Consider the following 18,929-nt stretch of genomic DNA (forward strand, 5'->3'; position numbering starts at 1 on the left):
GCATCAGCCCTTGGTCAGCGGGGACGGAAACCGCGGCTTGATCTGCACGCCGTCCAGCCACGCCGTCAGTTCGTCGGCTTTGCGCTGCAGCGCTTTCCGGGTCTTGGCGCTCACGTCGGCGGTCAGCCGTACCTGGACCCGGCCGTCGGCGTCGTGAACCCAGCCGCCCACCACCCGGCCGTCGACCCATGCTGTGGGCCCGCCATTGCCATTGCGGTCGAACACGTGCTCGCGGTGACCGTCCAGATACCAGTCGCGGTCGAACCAGCCCATCGTGGTCACATCCAGGCCGGGTAGCAGCGCGCACCAGGGTTCGGCGGCGGGTTCTGATTCCAGGTCGTCGGGCAGGACCACCCCGGGTGAGCCGTGCAGATCCACCGTGACCGCACCGACCTCGGCCAATGCGCGCCGCGTCCAGGTCAAGGTGTGGCCGAACCACCACGCGATGTCCGCGACGGTGGCCGGGCCGAATGCCCGCAACCAGGTGCGGACCAGACCCGCGGCCGCGGCGTCGGGGTCGGGGTCGGCTACGGCACCCTCACCCAGCCAGGAGGCCCGCGACGCCCAGCGCGGCCGTGAGGACGTCCACACGCCGGTGTTCGGCCCGCGGACGATGTCGCCACGCACCCCCAGCACCGTCAGCACCCGAGGAGCCACCGGAGTGGCTCCGCCCCAACTCTTTCCGGGTGCGGGGTCATAGCTGCCCGCCAGTTCGGGCAGCGCGGTGCGCAGCTGCGCCGCGCCGGTCGAGCCGTGCTCGTCCAGGTGCGCCAGCACCGCGGCGCAGGCGGTGTCCAGCCACGCCGCACCGTCGGCGGCGATGCCGCCCTTCTCGATGTCGGCGATCAGCTTGCGCCGCTCGTTGGCGGCCACTCGATCGCTCGATGCCGCCTGCACCGCGGGCAGTCCGTCGGCGCCGAACACCCAGAGCGTGCGGCGCATCGCCAGATGTTTGGCCACGGAACGTCGTTCGTACAACGCGCCATCGAGATCGGCAACGGTGAACCCCGGCACCCGCGCCCACAAGGACAGATACGGGGTGGCCGGATCGGTGGCGTGCAGGCCGACCAACGCCGACGTCACGTCTTCGACGGTCCCGCCCTGCGGTGCCAGGAAGTGTCGTCGGGCCAGCCGGGAACGTCGCTCCTCGACGGTGAACGACCTCTCAGCCGTCACCGTGATCCATCGACTCCCTGATCTGGCGCAGGCGCTCGGCGGCCGCCTCCTGACGCTTCTCGTACTGCTCGGCCACTGTGCGGCCCTCGGGAGTCTCCTCGGCCAGCTCTTGTGCACCGATCGCGGTGCCGAACCGGTTCTCGATCTTCTCCCGGACAGACTCGAAGGTCGGCACGCCGTTGGCGTCGTACCCGGGATCCGGCGGAACGGAAGGCTGCTGGTCATCGGCCATATCGCCACCGTACCGCGGAGAAGTTTGGGATCGGTAGCAATGGCGTCCCGATGTACTTCTCCCACGCCGCGCCACCGGGGCGCAGGGCGAAACGAAGGGATTCACACGACATGACGAAGAACCGTGTTCTGGTTGCCGGCATCGGGATGATCGCGACAGCCGCGGTCTTGGTCGGCTGCTCCGATGACAAGGGCAGCACCACGACGTCAAGCACCGCAGCGGGCAGCGGCAGCAGCCAGGTCAGCACCGGCGGCAACACCGAGGTCAAGGTGGAGGGCCAGGACCTGTCCGGCCTGGACGTGAAGACCGTGACCTGTGTGAAGCAGGGCGGCAAGATCAACATCGCCAGCGGTGCGATCGGCGGGCAGCAGGGCCTGGGCGTCGTCATGACGGACGAGGCCACCCCGAAGGTGGAGTCGCTGGGTCTCGTGGTCGACGGCAACGCGCTCGCCGTGGCCGCCATGGGCGGCGCGAACACGGGCTCGGCCGATGTCAAGGTGGACGGCAGCACCTACACCATCACCGGTGAGGCCGCCGGCGCCGACCTGAAGAACCCCATGGCCGGGATGATCAGCAAGAAGTTCGAGATCAAGGTTTCTTGCAGCTGATCGTCCCACCCCGTCGGGGCGAGCGAAGCGACGGGAGAATCCCTCCTGGCGGGGGGGGGGGGGGGGGGGGGGGGCGGGGCCGGGGTGCGTACCGCCAATGACGGTGTTGCCGAATGCATCACCCGCATCCGGGCCTGCCTGGCTGCGCACCTCGACCAATCCGGGCGCGATGCCGGCACCGACCAGATGATCGCCCGCTATACACGCCGCGCCGACTTCCTGGCTGCCGGGCTGGCCGCCGCCAGGGGAGATCACGACGACGCCGCCGACTCGTTGCGGGCGCTCGGCGAACCGGTGGACGACGAACACCGCTATCTGGTCGCGTACGCGCAGATCCTCTGTGCCACCGCATTGTCCGACGACGATCTGCATCACCGCGCGGTCGAGTTGTGGGAGTGGGTCCTCGCCGATATCGACGACACCGGCATCTACCACGACCGGCTGCTGGTGCTCACCGGCATCGCCTTCGGCGGCTTCTGCGTGCAGACCGGCCGGCTGGCTGAGGCTGACCCCTGGCTGCGCCGCGCCGGTGCTCGTGCCGAGTCGCTCGGCTGGGAACTGGACACGGCCCGAACACAACTGGAGCGCGCGGTGGCCGCGTGGTCGGCCGGTGACCATGTCCGCACCGATGCGCTGATCGCGCAGGCCTATCCGGTGATCGCGCGGTACGCCCGCGCCCACGACGTGTCGCGCTGCTGGCTGTATATGGGGTTCACCCGGCTGGCCGCCGGTGCACTCGAACAGGCAGACGAATGCTGGGCCAACGCCGAGCGGCATTGGCGCGAACTCGGCAAACCGCTCCACCTGCACCGGATCCTGCTGCAGCGCAGCTGGATTCCGATCTTCTTCGGCAGATTCGCCCACGCCGTCGAGCTCATCGGGCAGGCCCGTGCACTGCTCGACGAATGGCCGCGCAGCAGCTGGCTGCAGTACGCCCGGCTCGATGACCAGCTGGGCACGGTGTGGCGCGCCGACGCGCTGGCCGATCTGGGCTTCGACGGTGCCGGTGACCCGGACGACGACTGGGACGAGGTCGAGGCCAAACACCAGGCATCGGTGGGTGCTACCTTCGCCGCGACCGGCACCCCGGAATTCCGGCGCGCGATGGGCAAACTGGAGCAGGCCGCCGAACTCAAGGTGCCCGCCGCGCTGGCGGTGGATTCGGTGCGCTACTCGATCACCGACGCCGACGCCCGGTCGCGGTGGGCCGCCCGGGTCTCGGCGCCGATGCTGGCGGGCGCGTTCGCGGTGGCCTGGGAGTGGGAGAACACCGCACTGACCGCGGAACTCATCGAATACCACAGCGCCCGAGGCAGTTTCAGTACCGAACCAGCAGGAGAGCCGGGCGCACCGATCTGGGCCGGCCCACCGGTGGTCGCCGTCGACACCGAGCCCGAGCTGGCCGACGTCGCGTCCGGTCCGCCCGGTCCGGGCGGACCGTCGTTGACCCGGTTGGGGCCGCTGCCGCCGCTGCAGATGGATCCCGGACGGGACACCATTCTCGGTCACTACCGCGCCCTGGCGCGGCAACGATACGGTCGCGATGTCACCACCGATGAAGCGGCGTGGCCGACGTGGCCGTGACCGAACCACTGACCCTGGTGCTGCGGTACGCCGACCTCGGCATCGCCACCTACGCGAGTCTGCGCGTCGTCGGGCAGCCCGAACGCACCGTCACCTGGGTGGTCGAGGAAACCATTCTGCTTGCGGCACTGGACGAGATCGACGCCGCGCTGCCGGATCCGCGGGAGGGTGAGACCGCAACGGAGGCACTCGAGCGAGCCCTCACCCTGGGCGCGTTCACCGACCCCGAGCGGGAGGTGTTGCTGGCCTACCGGCTCGGCGTGCTGCTGATCGCGCCGCGCGGCTGGGAGCTGCTGACCGAATGTGTGCGCTCGCCCCGGGCGGTGCTGTTCGTGGCGCCCAGTGCCCGGCTGGGCCGCATCCCTTTCGGGGCGCTGGCCAAACCCGCCCTGTTCCCCGTCGTCGCCGACATGCTGACCGCCCGTACCGAGGCCGTCACCGCAGAGGGCCCCGTCCCGGCCCGGATTCCGTGGCCGGACGCCGAACCCACCCAGCTCACCGAGGGGTACCGGCTGCTGGAACTGGTCGACGTGCTGATGGCGGTCCCGGCCAACATCGTCGCCTCCCGGCGCCCAGCCGTGCCCGTCACCGGTACCGCGGCGCTGCTCATCCTCGACCCGAGAGTGCCGGGGCAGCGCCCGGATTCGGCGCTGGGCTCGGTCTTGGGCCGGCCTGCCGCCGACAGTGTGCCTGCCCGGCACTACGCGACGGTGCTCGACCGCGTGCTCCCGCCCGTCGCGTCGGTGGTCGAATTGTTCCGCCGCACCGACGCCGACCGCGGTTGGCTGGCCGGGATGCTCGCGCGGCGGCCGGGGCGGCTGATGTTCGTCGGGCATGCGAGCGCGTCCGACAGCAGCGCGGAACGCGCCGCCGTGCACCTGGCCGACCACCGCCCGCTCAGTGCCGCGGACCTGATGGCGTCGGACCTGGTGTTCCCGCCGAAGGTGGCGCTACTGGCCTGCGCGTCGGGCGGGGATTACCGCTTCGACGAGGCCACCGGTCTGGTCGCCGCGATGGTGCTCGCCGGCGCCGAACTGGTGACGGCCACCCTGTGGTCACTGCCCACCACGGCCGGGTACCGCAAGTTCGCCGACGCCGACGCCGGTGATCCGATGGGGGAGACGATCGTATCGGTGGATACCGCCCACCGGGACGGCACGGTCCTGGACACCGGCCGGGCGGTGAACCGCTGGCAGCGTGAACAGCTGCGGCGCTGGCGCGACGGGGACAGGTCGGCAAGCCCGGTGTACTGGGCCGCGTTGGCGACGTTCGCGATATCTCAGGCAGGCGGCACACACACGGCGACGGCCGACTCGTCGCCGCACCGGTAGTAGGCGTCGATGATGCTGCCCGGGCACACGCGGTCCAGTGCGGTCGCCGGGATCAGGGTGGTCTCGTGAGCCGGGAACTGGCCACCCTCGGGTTTGCGCACCATCAGGTCGAGCACCACCTCGCGGTGGCCCTCGCGGGTGGCCCCGGTGGGTTGCGACGCCGTCACCACACCGTGGCCTTTGGTGCCGTGCCGGATCAGGGTGAGCTGCGAATCGGTCACCAGCCCCTTATCCAGCAGCATCTCGTCGAAAGCGGCACGCACCGTGGCGATCTCGGGAGCCGCGGCGGTGCGGCGCACGAACACGACAACGAGCAGGGCGATCAGGAGGACGTCGAACATGGATCACAGCGTCACCCGACCGCGTGTCTACCGAACCCAACTTCGTGCGACGCACCCTATTCTGGGGCGATGACTGCCGAGGCCATGCCGCGCGCGGCCGGCGTGCGCGCCGCGCAGCCGCGCCGCGCCGTGCTCGACCGGGCCTGGCGGGCCGTCGGGCCCGGCGTCGAGGTACTCAGCAGCGAGGACGGTGGGCCGCTGAGCCGCACCGTCAAACGCATCCTGGATCCGCTGGTGCTGCGGTTGCGGTCCAACCCGCAATACTCGGCACCGGTGGTGACCGCCGAGGTGGCCACCGAGATGTACGAGCTGATCGTGGCGCACCGGGATCGGTTGCGTGCCACCGCCGCCTGGTTCGCGGTCCTCAAGGTGCACCGGCGGCGGCTGCGGCTGACCACCGGCAATGCCCAGGAACTGTACTTCCCCGCCTGTTTCGAGCTGGCCATCACCAAAGGTGCACCCGTCCAGGATGATTCGGCCACGGCCGAACAGGTGCTGCGCGGCATCCACGGCGACCGGGACCGCACCGCCATCGAGGTGCTCAACCGGTACGTGACCGATCTCCGCGCGATGGCGGCCTTGTCGGCACAATTGCAGCGCAGCTGGCGCGATGTGCTGCCGTCGGAGGCCATCACGGCACCGTTCCTGGCCGGTCTGTCCACGGTGCTCGGCGACGCCGACGGCCACACTGCGCAGGCGGCCCGGCAGCGGGTGTGGACGGCACTGGTGGCCGACGCGACGCCCTACAACCTGGGTGCCCGGGCGCACGGTCCGGCGCCGGAGCTGCCCTGGTCGCTCGTCGACATCGGCTTGAGTTCTGCTGTGCCGCAACCACCCCCGATCGTCGACGGCGGTTCGGACAATGATCGGCCGCTCAACCGCAGCGTCGTGGACCGGGTGCGAGCCACCCTGCGGCGCGCCCTGGACCGTGACGAACTGCCCGATGTCCCGCTGCTGTGCGCGGAGGAAGTGGACCGGGCCTGTGCGCCATGGGGCCTGCTCGGCGAGGACATGCAGGCGACGCTGGTGGCCGGGGTCGAGGTCGCCGTCGAGCTGGCACCGCTGAACGACACCGCCGCGCCACGCTATCCGCTGGCGGCGCTGATCCAGGCCCGGCTGAGGAAGGAGGCCTACGTGCTGCACGCGCGGCGCTACCTGGCCGCCGGGGAAGCGCTGCACCCACGCCAGCAGCAGGTCACCGACGACTTGGCATCGTTCGCCCGGCCCTATCTGAACCGGCTGTGGGCGCGACTGCACGGCCGCGACGTGTGGCAGGAATCGTGCGCCGACGTCGACGAGGTGCGGGCGCTGCTCGAAGGAGTGGCACGTTCGGTCAGCCTGGATAACCGGCAGCGGATCAAGGCGATGCTGGAGCTGGTGGCCGCGCGATGAGACTCATTGCCCAGCAAGGCTTGTGGACCACCGACCACCGCGTCGACGCACCGCCGGCGGTCGCCGTGCTCGAGGTTTCCGGCGCGGTCCTGGCCTGGACCGTCGACGACCCGACCGGCCCCGTGCAGGTCACCTTCACCGATGTGGCGGCCGCCGACTGGCTGTGGCGGGTACTCGGGGAGGACGGGCATGTCGGCCTCGTCGGCGCTCTGGCAGACCGGACCCCGACCGCGCTGGAGCTGTCCGGCGTCGACTGGGCGGCGGGCGCCCTGGCCCCCCTGCGACGGCTGGCGCTCGGGCACTGGCTGCGCCGCTGGTGGCCGGCCGGCACCACGGACGGGATCGCCGACCTGGATGCCGCCCTGCTGGACGCCGAGATCGCGGTACTCACCGCGGCCGCCGAGGCGTTCTTCGCCGGGGACACCTTCGATTCCGATGTGGCCGGACTGCTGCAACCACACCGGGGCGCGCTCGCGGGTTGGCTGCGCGACGGCGATCCGCGGGTGGCCGCACTCATCGAGTCGTGCGCCGAGTTCGCGGAATGGCCCGATCTGGCGGATGCGGCTGCGCCGCGGAGGCAGGACGACTACGCGCTGGCGGCCGGTGCCGCCGGGATGGGTGGCTCCGGCGCCATCGCCTCGGGTACCGCGTCCCTCGCGTGGAGCGCGGTGCAGCCGGGGGTGTTCGACGCGGCCGAGGACACCGTGTCGTGGTCCGTCGGTAGCGCCGCGGACGGCGTGGTGACCGCAGAGATCGGCATCGCGGTCATCGGGCCGGCGACCGGCGTAGCGGTCCGGTTCGACGGCATCGACGGCGTACTCGACGCGCGGGGCCGGGCCAGCCTGGTCCTGCCGATGGCCGAATCGGCGGCCTGGAACCGGGACTGGTCCGCACCCGAGATCGCCGTCGCGGGCCGCCCCGACCCTGGCGAAACCCGCGAGGTGCGGGACCGGATCCGGGCGTTCGCGCGAGCACGTCTGAGCGCACCGGGCGCCGACGCATTCCTGGCCGAGATCCTGGCCGCCGAAGCCGACTACTGACCCGTCGCGCAGCACATCCCGGACTTTTGTCGGGCGCCGATTGAACGGCTGAGGCCGCTCGACCGTGTATCGGGGAAGCAATTGTCGGCACCGGCGGAATTTTTGTCCGTTTCTGTCAGAATGAGAGCCCCCGTGCAGGGACAACGCTGGGAAACGCGGGACATGGGCAGCGCAACGCCGCCTCAGACGGGAAGGCGAAAGCCCGAGATGGCTGGAGATGGCGTGGGTGGCGGTCCGTCCTCGGCACAGGCACGCATTATTGCCGAGCTGACCGAGGCCGGGTTCGCCGACGCCGTCGAGGTCGGCCGCGGGGGTGCCGGCGTCGTGTACCGCTGCTCGCAGACATCGTTGCGCCGCAGCGTCGCCGTCAAGGTCCTGGCATCCGACCTCAACGAGGACAACCAGGAACGTTTCCTGCGTGAGGGTTACGCGATGGGCGGCCTGTCCGGGCATCCGAACATCATGAACATCCTGCAGGTCGGGGTGACCGACAGCAGCAGGCCCTACATCGTCATGCCGTACTACTCGGGCGGCTCCTTCGCCGAGCGGCTCCGACGGTCCGGGCGGATCGGGTGGCCCGACGCGCTGCGCATCGGCGTGAAGCTGGCGGGCGCCCTGGAGACCGCGCACCGGGCAGCCACGTTGCACCGCGACATCAAGCCGGGCAACGTGCTGGTCAACGAATACGGCGAACCGCAGTTGAGCGACTTCGGGATCGCGCGGATCGCCGGGGGTTACGAGACCTCGACGGGATTCTTCACCGGCACCATCGCCTTCACCGCGCCCGAGGTGCTCGCCGGAGCGCCACCCACCGTGCAGTCCGATGTCTATTCCCTCGGCGCCACGCTCTACGCGCTCATCGCGGGCACCGCCGCCCACGAACGCAAGCAGGGCGAAGAGGTCGTGGCCCACTTCCTGCGCATCAGTTCGACGCCCGTCCCGGACCTGCGGCTGCAGGGAATCCCGGCCGACGTGTGCGCGGCGATCGAGACGGCGATGGCCTCGGAGGCCGGTGACCGGCACGCGTCGGCGGCCGAGTTCGGTCAGGCCCTGCAGGCGGTGCAGCACCGCAACGGGTTGATCGCCGATTCGATGGCGCTCAGCGACGGCCACGACGAACCGGCGCCGCCCTCCGATGTCACCGCGGCGACGCCGGTGAGCCTGTTCGGATACACCGACTCCGTGCCGCCGGGGACCCCCTCCTGGAGCGAGCCACCCGCCCCGGTCACGCCACCCCCGCCGCCTCCGCCGAGCGTTCCTGCGCCGGTCCCCGGGGCCGAGGATCCGACCCGCAACATCGGGCAGCGACCCCGCCGCAAGGGACTGCTGCTGGCCATCGCCGCCATCCTCGGGGTGCTGGTGATCGTCGCGGGCGGTATCGCGTTGTTCGGCGGCAAGGGTGGCGACGTGGGCACCGCGACCGGCACGACCACCGCCGGCAAGCCCACCCCGCAGGCGCAAGGCGGCTGGGAAACCCTGACGAACGCCCGGGTCGCGCGCGCCGCCGCCGCCACCACCGAGGCCGACGGCACCATCTGGATCTTCGGCGGTGTCGGGGCGGACAACCGTGTCACGGGCCGCCACGAGGGCTACGACCCCATCATCGACGGCTGGAAGGGCAGCGACGATCTGCCGGTGCCCGTGCAGCACGCGATGGCGGTCACCTGGCAGGGCACGCCGGTGGTGTTGGGGGGCTGGCGGTCCGAAGGTGCCGACAATGCCATCGCGACCAACCGGGTGTGGCGGGTGGTCAACGGCCGGTGGGTCGAACTGCCGCCGCTGCTGCAACCGCGGGCCGCCGGGGCTGCCGCCGTCGTCGGCGATCGCATCGTGGTGACCGGCGGAGTCGACGCCGGCGGCCGATTGATCACCGGCACAGAGGTTTTCGACGGGACGTCGTGGACCCGAGCCGCGCCGATGCCGACACCACGGCAGTTGTTGAGCGCGGCGTCGGATGACACCGTGGTGTACGCCGTCGGTGGCACAGACGGCACGGCCGACCTGGCGACGGTCGAGGCCTACGACCCCGCCACCAACGCCTGGACCACGTTGCCCCCGCTTGCGCAGCCGCGCAGCGATCTCGGCGTCACCGTCGCCAACTCGCGACTGGTGGCGGTCGGGGGCATCTCCGGCGGCCAGGTGCTGGACAGTGTTGCGACCCTGGACCTCACCACGCTGACGTGGGCCGGTTTGCCTGCCCTGGACACCGCGCGGCACGGGATGGCCGTCGCCGCCATCGGAAACAAGGTGTTCGCGATCGGCGGTTCGACGGGCGCGGGGGACACCGAGGTGACCTCGTCCGCGGAGGCTTTGACACTCGCGGCCCGCCAGACGCAACCGAAGCTGTGGCGGAGCCTGCCCGACGCGCCGTCGTCGCGATTGATGATGGCCTCCACCGTGCTCGACGGGAAGATCTGGATACTCGGAGGCATCCGGCACGGCGGCACGTTGGACACCGTGGAGACCTACGACCCGCAGACCGGGCAGTGGCAGACGCAGCCGCCGTTGCCGATACCCCTGCACCACGCGACCGCGGCCACCTATCGCGGGCAGGTGGTGGTGATCGGCGGCGCCAGCGAGGAGATCGGGCACGCGTCCGACCGGGTGTTCGCGTTCTCCGGGGGACGTTGGTCCGAACTGCCGGCGCTGAAGCACGCGCGCGCCGGTGCGGCCGCCGCCGTGGTCGGGGACCGGCTCGTGGTGGTCGGGGGGCAGAGCGAGAAGCAGCTCGTCGCGGCCACCGAGATCTACGACGGGCAGTCCTGGAGCCAGGGCGCCGACCTGCCGACACCGCGCGAACACCTCGCCGCGGTGTCCGACGGCACTTATGTGTACACGGTCGGCGGGCGCTTCCTGTCCGCCGACAAGAACTCGGCCGCGTTCGAGCGCTTCGACCCGGCCACCGGGGACTGGGTGCACCTGGTCGACATGCCGACACCCCGCGGAAGTTACGGCGCCGCCTACCTCGACGGCCGGATCGTCGTCGTCGGTGGTGAGGAACCCACCCAGGTGCTGGGCACCGTCGAGATGTACGACACCGCCGACGGGAAATGGACCACGGTCAAACCCATGCCGACACCGCGGCACGCGCAGGCCGTCGTCGCGGTGGACGAAACCGTGTATTGCATCGGTGGCGCGAACCGGCCCGCGCACGAAGGTGCTGTCGCGACTATCGAGGCCCTCGACTTCGCCTGATCCAGGCTGCCTAGCCCTGGACCCGCAGCATGGCCAGGGTCACTGCCCCGCGGCGCAACGCCTCGTTGGCGAGCCGGACGCGCCGGTCACCGTCGGCGGGGACCGCGAACTTGTCGTAGAGGTTCTGCAGGTGCTGCTTGACTGCCGCCTCGGTCACCACGAGCTCCGCCGCCAGCCGGCGTACCGAGGCCGGTTCCGGGAACGGATCACCGGACACCAGCGGGCGGCACAACGTGATCAGGACGTCGAGTTCGCGCGGGGTGAGGCGGGGTGGCAGCAGCGCCGGCTCGGCGGACAGCGTCGCGTCTGCCGGCGCGGTGTCACCGGCACCCCTGCTGTCCCAGAACACCAACCGGGAGTTGCCGACTCGGACCTCGTCGCCGGAGCGCAGCACCCGCTCCTGGCCTATCTTCTCGCCGTTGACGAACGTCCCGTTGCGGCTGCCCACGTCGCGCAGCGACCACGCCGATCCCAGGTTCTCCAGCACCGCGTGCAGGCGCGAGACCGTCGAGTCGTGCGCAAACGCCACCAGATTCGACGACGATTTACCGATGGTCACCCGCTCGTCGCCCAACGGAATCAGCTCCCGTCCGGACGGGGACCAGACCTCCAGGTGCGACGACATGCCGGAATCCTATGCAGTGCGCATCCGTTGGCCGGGGAAACCGTCCCGTTCCGGGCGTGCGTGCGCCTCATAGGGAGATGGACCGCCACGGGTCCACCTCGCCGATAGGACACCTTCATGACGAACGACCACCGCCCCTTGGCCCTGCGCCGGCACAGCATTCGCACGCTCACGACAGCAGAACTGGGCCTGGCCTACGGCGGCAGGGGCAACGGCACCGGCGGCGACGCCCCGACCTGCGCCGGCGGCTGCAACACCAACACGACCCGCACGACGGCCAGGACGAAATGAACACCCCCGATCTGGCGTTGCGGCGCCGCAGCATCCGCGCCCTGACCACCACCGAACTGCGCCTGGCCCACGGCGGAAAGGGGAGCGGCACCGGGACGGGCACCGGAACCTCCGGCCCCTGCGGAACCAGTACGCAGAAAACGAAATAGCCCCATCGAGGACCACCCCGTGACCCCGGTTACGGGGTGTTCTGCGTTTGCGCCGGGAAAAGCGTCACCCCAGGCGGCGGCCGGTGCTCGTACACGCAGCCAAGGGAGAAGCGCGGAGGTGCGGTCATGGATGACGGTGGCGAGGGTTCGGTGTTCCGGGACCGTTGGCGGGAGCGCCAGTCCGCGGCAGGCAGGCCCGGTGAGCTGATCAAGCAACCCGGATGGATCGACAGCGGATTGTGGACGCTCGGTCTGTTGATCGCCGCCGGTGTGCTCGCGGCGTCGACCGGCACCGTCGCACGGACCGCGGCACTGCCCGCCGTCGCGCACGGCGTGACCGTGTCCGCCACCCGCACCGCCGATGTCGTGCCCGTCGTGGGCGACCCGGCGCAATTCCACGATGCGTCCGGCGCCACCCGCGCCGCGGACATCCTCGAGGTGACGGCCACCGAGGTGCGCGCGGCGCTGCGGTCACCCGGTCCGGCGGAGTCGCCGGGTGTCCTCGACGTGCCGTCGGGGCGGCAACGGTTGATCGACGTGCTGTTCTCGAGGTGGTGGTGATGCGGCCCGGGCACGCGATCCCGTTCGTCGCGCAAGCCGAGATGGCCGACTGCGGTGCCGCAGCACTGGCGATGGCGCTGGGGTACCACGGTCGGCACGTCTCGCTGGCCGAGATGCACGAGGCCACCGGCACCGGCCGCGACGGGATAGACGCGCTGCGCCTGGCCGAGGCGGCGTCGTCGTACGGATTGCGGGCCCGTGGTGTGACCACCGAGCTCGACGATCTGCGGGTGCTACCCAGGGGAACTGTGTTGCACTGGGGTACAGCACATTTCGTCGTCCTTGACTCGACGTCGCGGCGCGGCGTGACGATCGTCGACCCGGCCGCCGGCCGGTACCGGCTCAGCTGGGCGGCCGTCGACGACCTCTACAGCGGCGTCGCGGTCATCCTGGAACCGACCGATGCGTTCACCAGGGGTGGGCGGGTGGCCCCGGGTGCACTGCACCACGCGCGGAGGCTGCTGAACCGGTCCACCGGTATCGGCCGGGTGCTGGGCACCTCGGTGGTGGTGCGGCTGATGGCACTGGCGGTCCCGGTGCTGACCGGGGTGGTGGTCGACCAGGTGGTACCCGGCGACGACGGGCGCCTGCTCAACGTGCTCGCCGCGGTGATGGCCGCGCTGATCGGCTATTCGGTGCTCGCCACCTACCTGCGCGCGCACCTGCTGCTGCGGCTGCGCAGCCGGCTGGACGTCGACATGACGCTCGACTTCCTCGAACACCTCGTCGACCTGCCGTATTCGTTCTTCCTGAAACGGTCTTCGGGGGACCTGATGATGCGGCTGCGCAGCAACGCGACCGTCCGCGAGATCCTCACCACCGGCACCATCGCCGCGCTGCTCGACGGCACCCTGGCCACGCTCTACCTCGTGGTCATCGTCGCGCTGTCACCGACGCTCGGCCTGCTCGTCACGGTGCTCGGTGCCGCGCAGTGCGCCGTCCTGCTGACGGCCCGGCGCCGCAACCAGCACCTGATGGGTGAGGCCCTGGCCACCGAGGCCCGGTCGCAGTCCTACGCCTACGAGATGTTCTCCGCGGTCGAGACATTGAAGGCCGCGGGCGCCGAGCGCCGGGCGGTGTCGCACTGGACCAACCTCTTCGTCGACGAACTCAACGTCTCGCTGCGGCGCGGACGCCTGGAGGCCGCCGTGCAGACCGCGATCCACGGACTGGCCCTGCTGTCGCCGATCGCGGTGCTGCTGGTCGGCGCCCACCTGGTGGGCACCGGCGCGCTCTCGCTGGGCGCCATGCTCGCGCTCGCCGCGCTGGCCGCGGGTTTCCTTGAGCCACTGAGCATTCTGGTGGGTACCGCGCTGCAGGTGCAGCTGCTCGGCAGCTACCTGGCCCGCCTGGGCGACGTCTTCGACACCCCGACCGAAACCCAGGGCCGCGACCTGCGGTACGCACCTCGGCTCGAGGGTGCGGTGCGCGCCGAAGGTCTGAGTTTTCGCTATCACCCCCAGGGCCCGCTCATCGTCGACGACGTCGACCTGGCCGTCCGGCCCGGGCAGGTGCTGGCCATCGTGGGCCGCTCCGGGTCGGGCAAATCGACGCTGGGGCGGCTGTTGCTGGGGCTGTTCGAGCCCTCGGGCGGCCGGGTCATGCTCGATGGTCTGGACCTGGCCACCCTGCACCCGCGCAGCGTGCGCTCCCAGGTCGGGGTGGTCACCCAGGACCCCTACATCTTCGGGCTGACGATTCGGGAGAATCTGCTGCTCGGCGACCCGGGCCTGCCGCTGGACCGGCTCCAGGACGCCGCCGAACTGGCCGGCATCGCCGAGGACATTCACGCCATGCCGATGGGTTGGGACACCCCGCTCGTCGACGCGGGGGCATCGTTGTCGGGGGGACAGCGCCAGCGGCTCGCCCTGGCTCGGGCGCTGGCGCCGCGCCCCGGTCTGCTGCTGCTCGACGAAGCCACCAGCAGCCTGGACACCGTCACCGAGGCGACCGTGCACGCCAACATCGCCCGGATGGGCTGCACGGTCATCGTGATCGCGCACCGCCTCGCCACCGTCATCGACGCCGACCAGATCGTCGTGATCGACGCCGGTCGCGTCGTCGAGACCGGCACCCACGACCACCTGATGACCACCGACGGGCACTATGCCCGCCTCGTGTCGGGCCAACTGGTCCGCGAAACCTAGGAGCTGACATGGACACCACTGCCGGACTACGACCGAGCGGATTCTTCGTGATGCGCGCCCCGCTGCTGCCGCTGGAGGAACTGGACCGGTTGCGCACCGAACCGGGGCACTGGCGCACCCTGATCGCCCGCGCCGACGTACGCGAGGCACTGCACCTGGCCTCGCCCGGACTGCTGCGTCGGGTGGCCGCCGGCGATCTGGATGACCGGGTGATCGCCTCTGTCACCGCGTATCTGACCAGAATGTGCACCCGCTCCACCCCGTTCGGTCTGTTCGCCGGGTGCGCGCTCGGCACGGTCGGTGACACCACCTCGCTGCGGGTGGACGGACCCGAGGGCATTGCGCGGCACAGCCGTCCCGACACCGAGGTGCTCGCCACGCTGGTCGACCGGCTGGTGTCCGACCCGCAGACCCAACAGGCGATGACGGTGGAACCCAACTCCAGCCGCTACCACGCCGCGGGCGCGATGCGCCTGATCGAGAGTCGGCTGCGCGACGGTCGCCGCGCCCACCACCTGGTGGTCATCGACGAGGACGCGGCGCTGCGGTGCGCACTCAAGGCCGCCGACGGGGGCGCGCGGGTGTCCCACGTCGTCGAAGCCGTCACCGCGGCAACAGGAGTCGATGACGGCGACGCCCGCGACTACGTGGCGGCCCTGATCGAGGCCAAGGTGCTCACCCCCGTCGCCGAGCCCGCGGTGACGGGGCCCGAACCGCTGACGCATGTTCTCGCCGCGCTGAACGGACCCGAGTTCGCGACCACCGCGCAGGCGCTGCGGCAGGTCTCAGACGATCTCGCCGCGCTCGATGCCGCCGGGATCGGCAATCCGCCGGAGGTTTACGCTGGCGCCGCCTCGACTCTGCTGGAGCTCGCCGGCAGTGGGGACGAGGCCAGGGCGGTGCAGGTCGACCTGCACCGCGCCGGTGCGCATCTCACCCTGGGCCCCGACGTGTTGCGCTCGCTCACCGACGGCGTGCGGCTGTTGCACCGGGTGTCCGTGGACGGCGAGCACCCGGCGATGGCGCGGTTCAAAGCCGACTTCGCGGCGCGATATGAGGATCGTGCCGTGCAGCTGATGGAGGCACTCGACGAGGAGATGGGCATCGGGTTCGACCGGTCGACCCATCCGGCCGCCGACGAGTCGGCATTGCTCAACGGGATGGATCTCGGCGGCAACCCCGTCGACGGCGTGTTCACCACCCGCGATGCAGGCCTGCTGGACCTGCTCGTGCGCAGCCGCGAAAATGGTTCGGCCAGTGTCGAACTCGACGCGGACGCCGTCAAACGCCTGGAGTCGCCGAACCGGCGGCCCTTGCCGGATGCCTTCGCGGTCAATGCCCACGTCCTCGGTGACGGAGTGGAGATCGACGGCGTGTACGGCCCGTCGGGCGCCGAACTGCTCGGCCGGTTCTGCCACGGGGACGCGGGCCTGCGCGACGCGGTGCGTGCGCATCTGCGTGCCGAGGAAGCACTGTCGCCCGGGGTGGTGTTCGCCGAGCTCATCCACCTGCCGGAGGGACGGGTGGGCAACGTGCTGGCCCGGCCGGTGCTGCGCGACCACGAACTGATCCTGCTGGGCCGCTCGGGAGCACCCGCGGACCGCCAGATCGGCGTCGACGAGTTGACGGTGCGCCTCGACGGTGATCGCGTGGTGCTCTACTGCCCGCGACTGCGGGCCGAGGTGCGCCCCCGGTTGACCACGGCCCACAACCCGGCATGGCGCGGATTCGGGGTGTACCAGTTCCTGGCCGCGCTCGGCGGGGACGGGGTGGCCGCGCATCTGTCGTGGGATTGGGGCGCTTTGTCCGACTCGCCCGCGCTGCCGCGGGTCACCTCGGGACGCCTGGTGCTCTCCCGCGCCCGGTGGCGGCTGTCCGCGGCCGAGATCGCAGGCGTGACAGGGCCCGGCGCGGCGGCGCGCTGGGCGCAGCTGACCGTCGTGCGTGGTCTGCCGCGGGAGGTGCTCATCGTCGACGGCGACAACCGGCTGTATGTCGACACCACCTGTGACGCGCTCGTCGCCGCGGCAGCCAAGGTGCTGCGCGGTCGTGCCGCGGCGGTGCTCGAGGAAGTGCTGGGCATCGGCGTGGACTCGGCCGCGACCGGGCCGCAGGGCCGCTTCGCGCACGAACTGATCGTGCCCTTCCTGCAGGACCGAAAGTCTGAAACGCCTGCGGTGCAACCACGGTGGACCGCACCGACCGTGCAGCGCACGTTCCCGCCCGGCAGTCAGTGGCTCTATGTCAAGGCCTACACCGGAACCGCGTCCGCGGACCGGGTCCTGACCGGCACAGTGGGTCCCGTGCTCGATCAGTTGCGTGACACCGGCGTCATCGAAGACTGGTTCTTCCTGCGCTACGCCGACCCCGAACACCATCTGCGACTGCGCCTCAACGGCGATCCGGATGCGCTGCGCCGGCACGCCTTGCCGGCCCTGACCGATGCCCTGGCCGATTGCCTGGATGCCGGCACCGTCTGGAAGATCGCACTGGACACCTATCACCGCGAGATCGAACGCTACGGCGGCGACGACGGCATCGAACTCGCCGAGCGGATTCACGCCGCCGACAGCGACGCGGTGCTGCGGGTGCTCAGCTTGTTGGAAAATGTTGCGGGGGAGGATATTTCGAACATCAGCTGGAAGCTGTGCCTGTATGCGACCGACCGGTTGCTCGGCGATGCGGGCTTGGATCTGCGGGCACGCCGCGACTGGGCCCGCCAGGGCGTGGCCGGATACCGGCCTGAGTATCCGAACGCACCCGAGCTCGATCCCGCCATCGGTGTGCGCTGGCGGGCCGAGCGTGCCGATCTCACCCGCCTGCTCGACGACGCCACGGACCATCCGTATGAGGCTGCGCGCGAGGTGTTCCGGCAGCGGTCCACGCGGTTGGTGCCGTTGCTCGCCGAGTTGCGCGAACGAGCCGAGGCAGGTGCGCTCACCACTTCGTTTTCCGGCATCGTGCACAGCGTCAGTCATCTCAACGCGGTGCGGCTGCTGCGCTCGGCGGCGCGTACCCATGAGTTGGTGCTGCTGAGTTTCCTCGACCGCCACTACGCCAGTCGAATCGCCATGCAGCGCAACGGAAAAAGTGTCTCCATTGCAACGCCTGGCCCCTCTTACATATGAGCGAGGCCCACGGGGGCCACGACATCGAACAAGGAGAGAACATGAGCATCAACACCGACAAGCTCGCCCTGCGCCGCCAGAGCATCCGCGCCCTGACCGCCGATGAGCTGCGCAGCGCCCACGGTGGCAAGGGTGACGGGACCGGCAACGGCACCGGGACGGGCACCGGCAACGGGACCGGCACGGGTACGCACCGGACCAAGTAGTCCCTGCACCGTCCCCTCAACCACCGCCCCATGACCACGGTCATGGGGCGGTGGCTTTTTGCGTGTTCGGGCCTGCCGCACCCGATGGGCCTTGCCTCAGGGATAGGAAAACCTTCCCCACGGGGAGGGGAGTCTGGCCCCGCGGCGATTCAGAAAACCTCCAGGAAGACAGACGATTCTCGCTATGACATCCATCACCGCACCAGCACCCAGCGACGCCGACCTGGCCACCGCGGCAGCCGCCGGCGACCGCGCCGCGCTGGCCGCCATCTACCACCGCTACGCCCGCCGCCTCCAGGACTTCTGCGCGGGCATGATCCGTGACCACCATGCCGCCGCGGACTGTGTCCAGGATGTCTTCTGCACGGTCGCCGTCGAGTTGCCGAAGCTGCGCGAACCCGACAAGCTGCGGCCGTGGCTGTACGCGATCGCCCGCCGGGCCGCGCTGCGCACCCTGCGCGAACGTCATCGCGAGGCCGCGTTCGGCGAGGTCCCCGACAGCGCCGCGACGGGTCCGGGGCCGTTCACCACCACCGCCCGAAACGAACTGGCGGAGTTGATCACCCAGGTGTCGGACGGCCTGTGTGAGCGGGACCGCCGCGTGCTCGACCTCGCCTACCGGCAGGGTCTGAGCGGCGCCGACCTCGCCGTCGCCCTCGGGGTCAGCACCGAGTCGGCGAAGAAACTCACCCAACGGCTGCGCGACACCGTCGAGCGCTCGCTGGGCGCCCTGCTGGTGGCCCGGCAGCACGACTGCCCGCAGCTGGCCGCGACACTCGCCGGCTCTGACGGACAGTTCACCGTGCTGATGCGCAAACGCATTGCGCGCCATATCGAGTCCTGTGACGAGTGCGGCGCCTACCGCCGCAGTGTCGTCACCTCTGCGGCCATCCTCAGTGGGGCCATCCTCGACCGGAGGTGAC

17 protein-coding genes are annotated in these 18,929 nt (G+C 70.6%); 13 read left to right on the forward strand and 4 right to left on the reverse strand.

Annotated features, from left to right (window positions below):
* Positions 1-3: 3 nt before the first annotated feature.
* The gene (locus AC1DY7_RS14965; protein ID WP_477494448.1) at positions 4-1,176 is read right to left on the reverse strand and encodes a winged helix DNA-binding domain-containing protein; all 1,173 of its coding nucleotides are present in this window, start codon (positions 1,174-1,176) and stop codon (positions 4-6) included.
* On the reverse strand, positions 1,166-1,408 hold the full coding sequence (locus AC1DY7_RS14970) for a hypothetical protein (protein ID WP_477494449.1): 243 nt from the start codon (positions 1,406-1,408) through the stop codon (positions 1,166-1,168). The genes AC1DY7_RS14965 and AC1DY7_RS14970 overlap by 11 nt, the downstream gene beginning before the upstream one ends.
* 110 nt (positions 1,409-1,518) lie before the next feature.
* On the opposite strand from AC1DY7_RS14970, the gene AC1DY7_RS14975 reads away from it, so the two are divergent.
* From AC1DY7_RS14975 to AC1DY7_RS14985, 3 genes are all read left to right on the forward strand, one after another.
* Positions 1,519-2,016, forward strand: coding sequence for a lipoprotein LpqH (locus tag AC1DY7_RS14975; protein ID WP_477494450.1), 498 nt, complete (start codon positions 1,519-1,521; stop codon positions 2,014-2,016).
* 84 nt (positions 2,017-2,100) lie between these two features.
* Positions 2,101-3,600, forward strand: coding sequence for a hypothetical protein (locus AC1DY7_RS14980; protein ID WP_477494451.1), 1,500 nt, complete (start codon positions 2,101-2,103; stop codon positions 3,598-3,600).
* Positions 3,582-4,931 (forward strand): CHAT domain-containing protein, encoded by a 1,350-nt coding sequence (locus AC1DY7_RS14985; protein WP_477494452.1) that lies wholly within the window; start codon positions 3,582-3,584, stop codon positions 4,929-4,931. The genes AC1DY7_RS14980 and AC1DY7_RS14985 overlap by 19 nt, the downstream gene beginning before the upstream one ends.
* Here the strand turns inward: AC1DY7_RS14985 and AC1DY7_RS14990 are convergent.
* On the reverse strand, positions 4,880-5,272 hold the full coding sequence (locus AC1DY7_RS14990; protein WP_477494453.1) for a hypothetical protein: 393 nt from the start codon (positions 5,270-5,272) through the stop codon (positions 4,880-4,882). The genes AC1DY7_RS14985 and AC1DY7_RS14990 overlap by 52 nt on opposite strands.
* A 69-nt stretch (positions 5,273-5,341) precedes the next feature.
* Between AC1DY7_RS14990 and AC1DY7_RS14995 the strand changes: the two genes are divergently transcribed.
* The 3 genes from AC1DY7_RS14995 to AC1DY7_RS15005 all read left to right on the forward strand — a co-directional run bounded on the left by AC1DY7_RS14995 (position 5,342) and on the right by AC1DY7_RS15005 (position 10,899).
* Positions 5,342-6,664, forward strand: coding sequence for a hypothetical protein (locus AC1DY7_RS14995; RefSeq protein ID WP_477494454.1), 1,323 nt, complete (start codon positions 5,342-5,344; stop codon positions 6,662-6,664).
* Positions 6,661-7,704: a hypothetical protein gene (locus AC1DY7_RS15000; protein WP_477494455.1), complete on the forward strand. Its 1,044-nt coding sequence runs from the start codon at positions 6,661-6,663 to the stop codon at positions 7,702-7,704. Before AC1DY7_RS14995 ends, AC1DY7_RS15000 begins: the two co-directional genes overlap by 4 nt.
* Before the next feature lie 207 nt (positions 7,705-7,911).
* Positions 7,912-10,899 (forward strand): Kelch repeat-containing protein, encoded by a 2,988-nt coding sequence (locus AC1DY7_RS15005; protein WP_477494456.1) that lies wholly within the window; start codon positions 7,912-7,914, stop codon positions 10,897-10,899.
* A 10-nt stretch (positions 10,900-10,909) separates the two neighbouring features.
* Here the strand turns inward: AC1DY7_RS15005 and AC1DY7_RS15010 are convergent, their stop codons facing one another.
* Complete coding sequence (locus AC1DY7_RS15010) at positions 10,910-11,524, reverse strand: FHA domain-containing protein (protein WP_477494457.1); 615 nt, start codon at positions 11,522-11,524, stop codon at positions 10,910-10,912.
* A 117-nt stretch (positions 11,525-11,641) separates the two neighbouring features.
* On the opposite strand from AC1DY7_RS15010, the gene AC1DY7_RS15015 reads away from it, so the two are divergent.
* The 7 genes from AC1DY7_RS15015 (at position 11,642) to AC1DY7_RS15045 (ending at position 18,928) form a co-directional block, all read left to right on the forward strand.
* Positions 11,642-11,815: a hypothetical protein gene (locus AC1DY7_RS15015; protein WP_477494458.1), complete on the forward strand. Its 174-nt coding sequence runs from the start codon at positions 11,642-11,644 to the stop codon at positions 11,813-11,815.
* Positions 11,812-11,964, forward strand: a complete 153-nt coding sequence (locus AC1DY7_RS15020) for a hypothetical protein (protein ID WP_477494459.1) — start codon at positions 11,812-11,814, stop codon at positions 11,962-11,964. Before AC1DY7_RS15015 ends, AC1DY7_RS15020 begins: the two co-directional genes overlap by 4 nt.
* A gap of 126 nt (positions 11,965-12,090) precedes the next feature.
* Complete coding sequence (locus AC1DY7_RS15025; RefSeq protein ID WP_477494460.1) at positions 12,091-12,525, forward strand: hypothetical protein; 435 nt, start codon at positions 12,091-12,093, stop codon at positions 12,523-12,525.
* Positions 12,525-14,672: a peptidase domain-containing ABC transporter gene (locus tag AC1DY7_RS15030; protein ID WP_477494461.1), complete on the forward strand. Its 2,148-nt coding sequence runs from the start codon at positions 12,525-12,527 to the stop codon at positions 14,670-14,672. The genes AC1DY7_RS15025 and AC1DY7_RS15030 overlap by 1 nt, the downstream gene beginning before the upstream one ends.
* Positions 14,673-14,680: 8 nt before the next feature.
* On the forward strand, positions 14,681-17,800 hold the full coding sequence (locus tag AC1DY7_RS15035) for a lantibiotic dehydratase (protein ID WP_477494462.1): 3,120 nt from the start codon (positions 14,681-14,683) through the stop codon (positions 17,798-17,800).
* A gap of 41 nt (positions 17,801-17,841) precedes the next feature.
* The gene (locus tag AC1DY7_RS15040) at positions 17,842-18,006 is read left to right on the forward strand and encodes a hypothetical protein (protein WP_477494463.1); all 165 of its coding nucleotides are present in this window, start codon (positions 17,842-17,844) and stop codon (positions 18,004-18,006) included.
* A gap of 184 nt (positions 18,007-18,190) precedes the next feature.
* Positions 18,191-18,928 carry an RNA polymerase sigma factor gene (locus tag AC1DY7_RS15045; RefSeq protein ID WP_477494464.1) on the forward strand — a complete coding sequence of 246 codons (738 nt, stop codon included), beginning with the start codon at positions 18,191-18,193 and terminating at the stop codon, positions 18,926-18,928.
* The last annotated feature ends 1 nt before the right edge of the window (position 18,929 follow it).

It is taken from the genome of Mycobacterium sp. P2_H7, from assembly GCF_056403275.1.

What these genes read in the sequence shown, in the direction of transcription:
- AC1DY7_RS14970 (WP_477494449.1), bottom strand. Translation starts at nt 1,408, where the DNA reads ATGGCCGATGACCAGCAGCCTTCCGTTCCGCCGGATCCCGGGTACGAC.
- AC1DY7_RS14975 (WP_477494450.1), top strand. Translation starts at nt 1,519, where the DNA reads ATGACGAAGAACCGTGTTCTGGTTGCCGGCATCGGGATGATCGCGACA.
- AC1DY7_RS14990 (WP_477494453.1), bottom strand. Translation starts at nt 5,272, where the DNA reads ATGTTCGACGTCCTCCTGATCGCCCTGCTCGTTGTCGTGTTCGTGCGC.
- AC1DY7_RS14995 (WP_477494454.1), top strand. Translation starts at nt 5,342, where the DNA reads ATGACTGCCGAGGCCATGCCGCGCGCGGCCGGCGTGCGCGCCGCGCAG.
- AC1DY7_RS15000 (WP_477494455.1), top strand. Translation starts at nt 6,661, where the DNA reads ATGAGACTCATTGCCCAGCAAGGCTTGTGGACCACCGACCACCGCGTC.
- AC1DY7_RS15005 (WP_477494456.1), top strand. Translation starts at nt 7,912, where the DNA reads ATGGCTGGAGATGGCGTGGGTGGCGGTCCGTCCTCGGCACAGGCACGC.
- AC1DY7_RS15010 (WP_477494457.1), bottom strand. Translation starts at nt 11,524, where the DNA reads ATGTCGTCGCACCTGGAGGTCTGGTCCCCGTCCGGACGGGAGCTGATT.
- AC1DY7_RS15015 (WP_477494458.1), top strand. Translation starts at nt 11,642, where the DNA reads ATGACGAACGACCACCGCCCCTTGGCCCTGCGCCGGCACAGCATTCGC.
- AC1DY7_RS15020 (WP_477494459.1), top strand. Translation starts at nt 11,812, where the DNA reads ATGAACACCCCCGATCTGGCGTTGCGGCGCCGCAGCATCCGCGCCCTG.
- AC1DY7_RS15025 (WP_477494460.1), top strand. Translation starts at nt 12,091, where the DNA reads ATGGATGACGGTGGCGAGGGTTCGGTGTTCCGGGACCGTTGGCGGGAG.
- AC1DY7_RS15030 (WP_477494461.1), top strand. Translation starts at nt 12,525, where the DNA reads ATGCGGCCCGGGCACGCGATCCCGTTCGTCGCGCAAGCCGAGATGGCC.
- AC1DY7_RS15035 (WP_477494462.1), top strand. Translation starts at nt 14,681, where the DNA reads ATGGACACCACTGCCGGACTACGACCGAGCGGATTCTTCGTGATGCGC.
- AC1DY7_RS15040 (WP_477494463.1), top strand. Translation starts at nt 17,842, where the DNA reads ATGAGCATCAACACCGACAAGCTCGCCCTGCGCCGCCAGAGCATCCGC.
- AC1DY7_RS15045 (WP_477494464.1), top strand. Translation starts at nt 18,191, where the DNA reads ATGACATCCATCACCGCACCAGCACCCAGCGACGCCGACCTGGCCACC.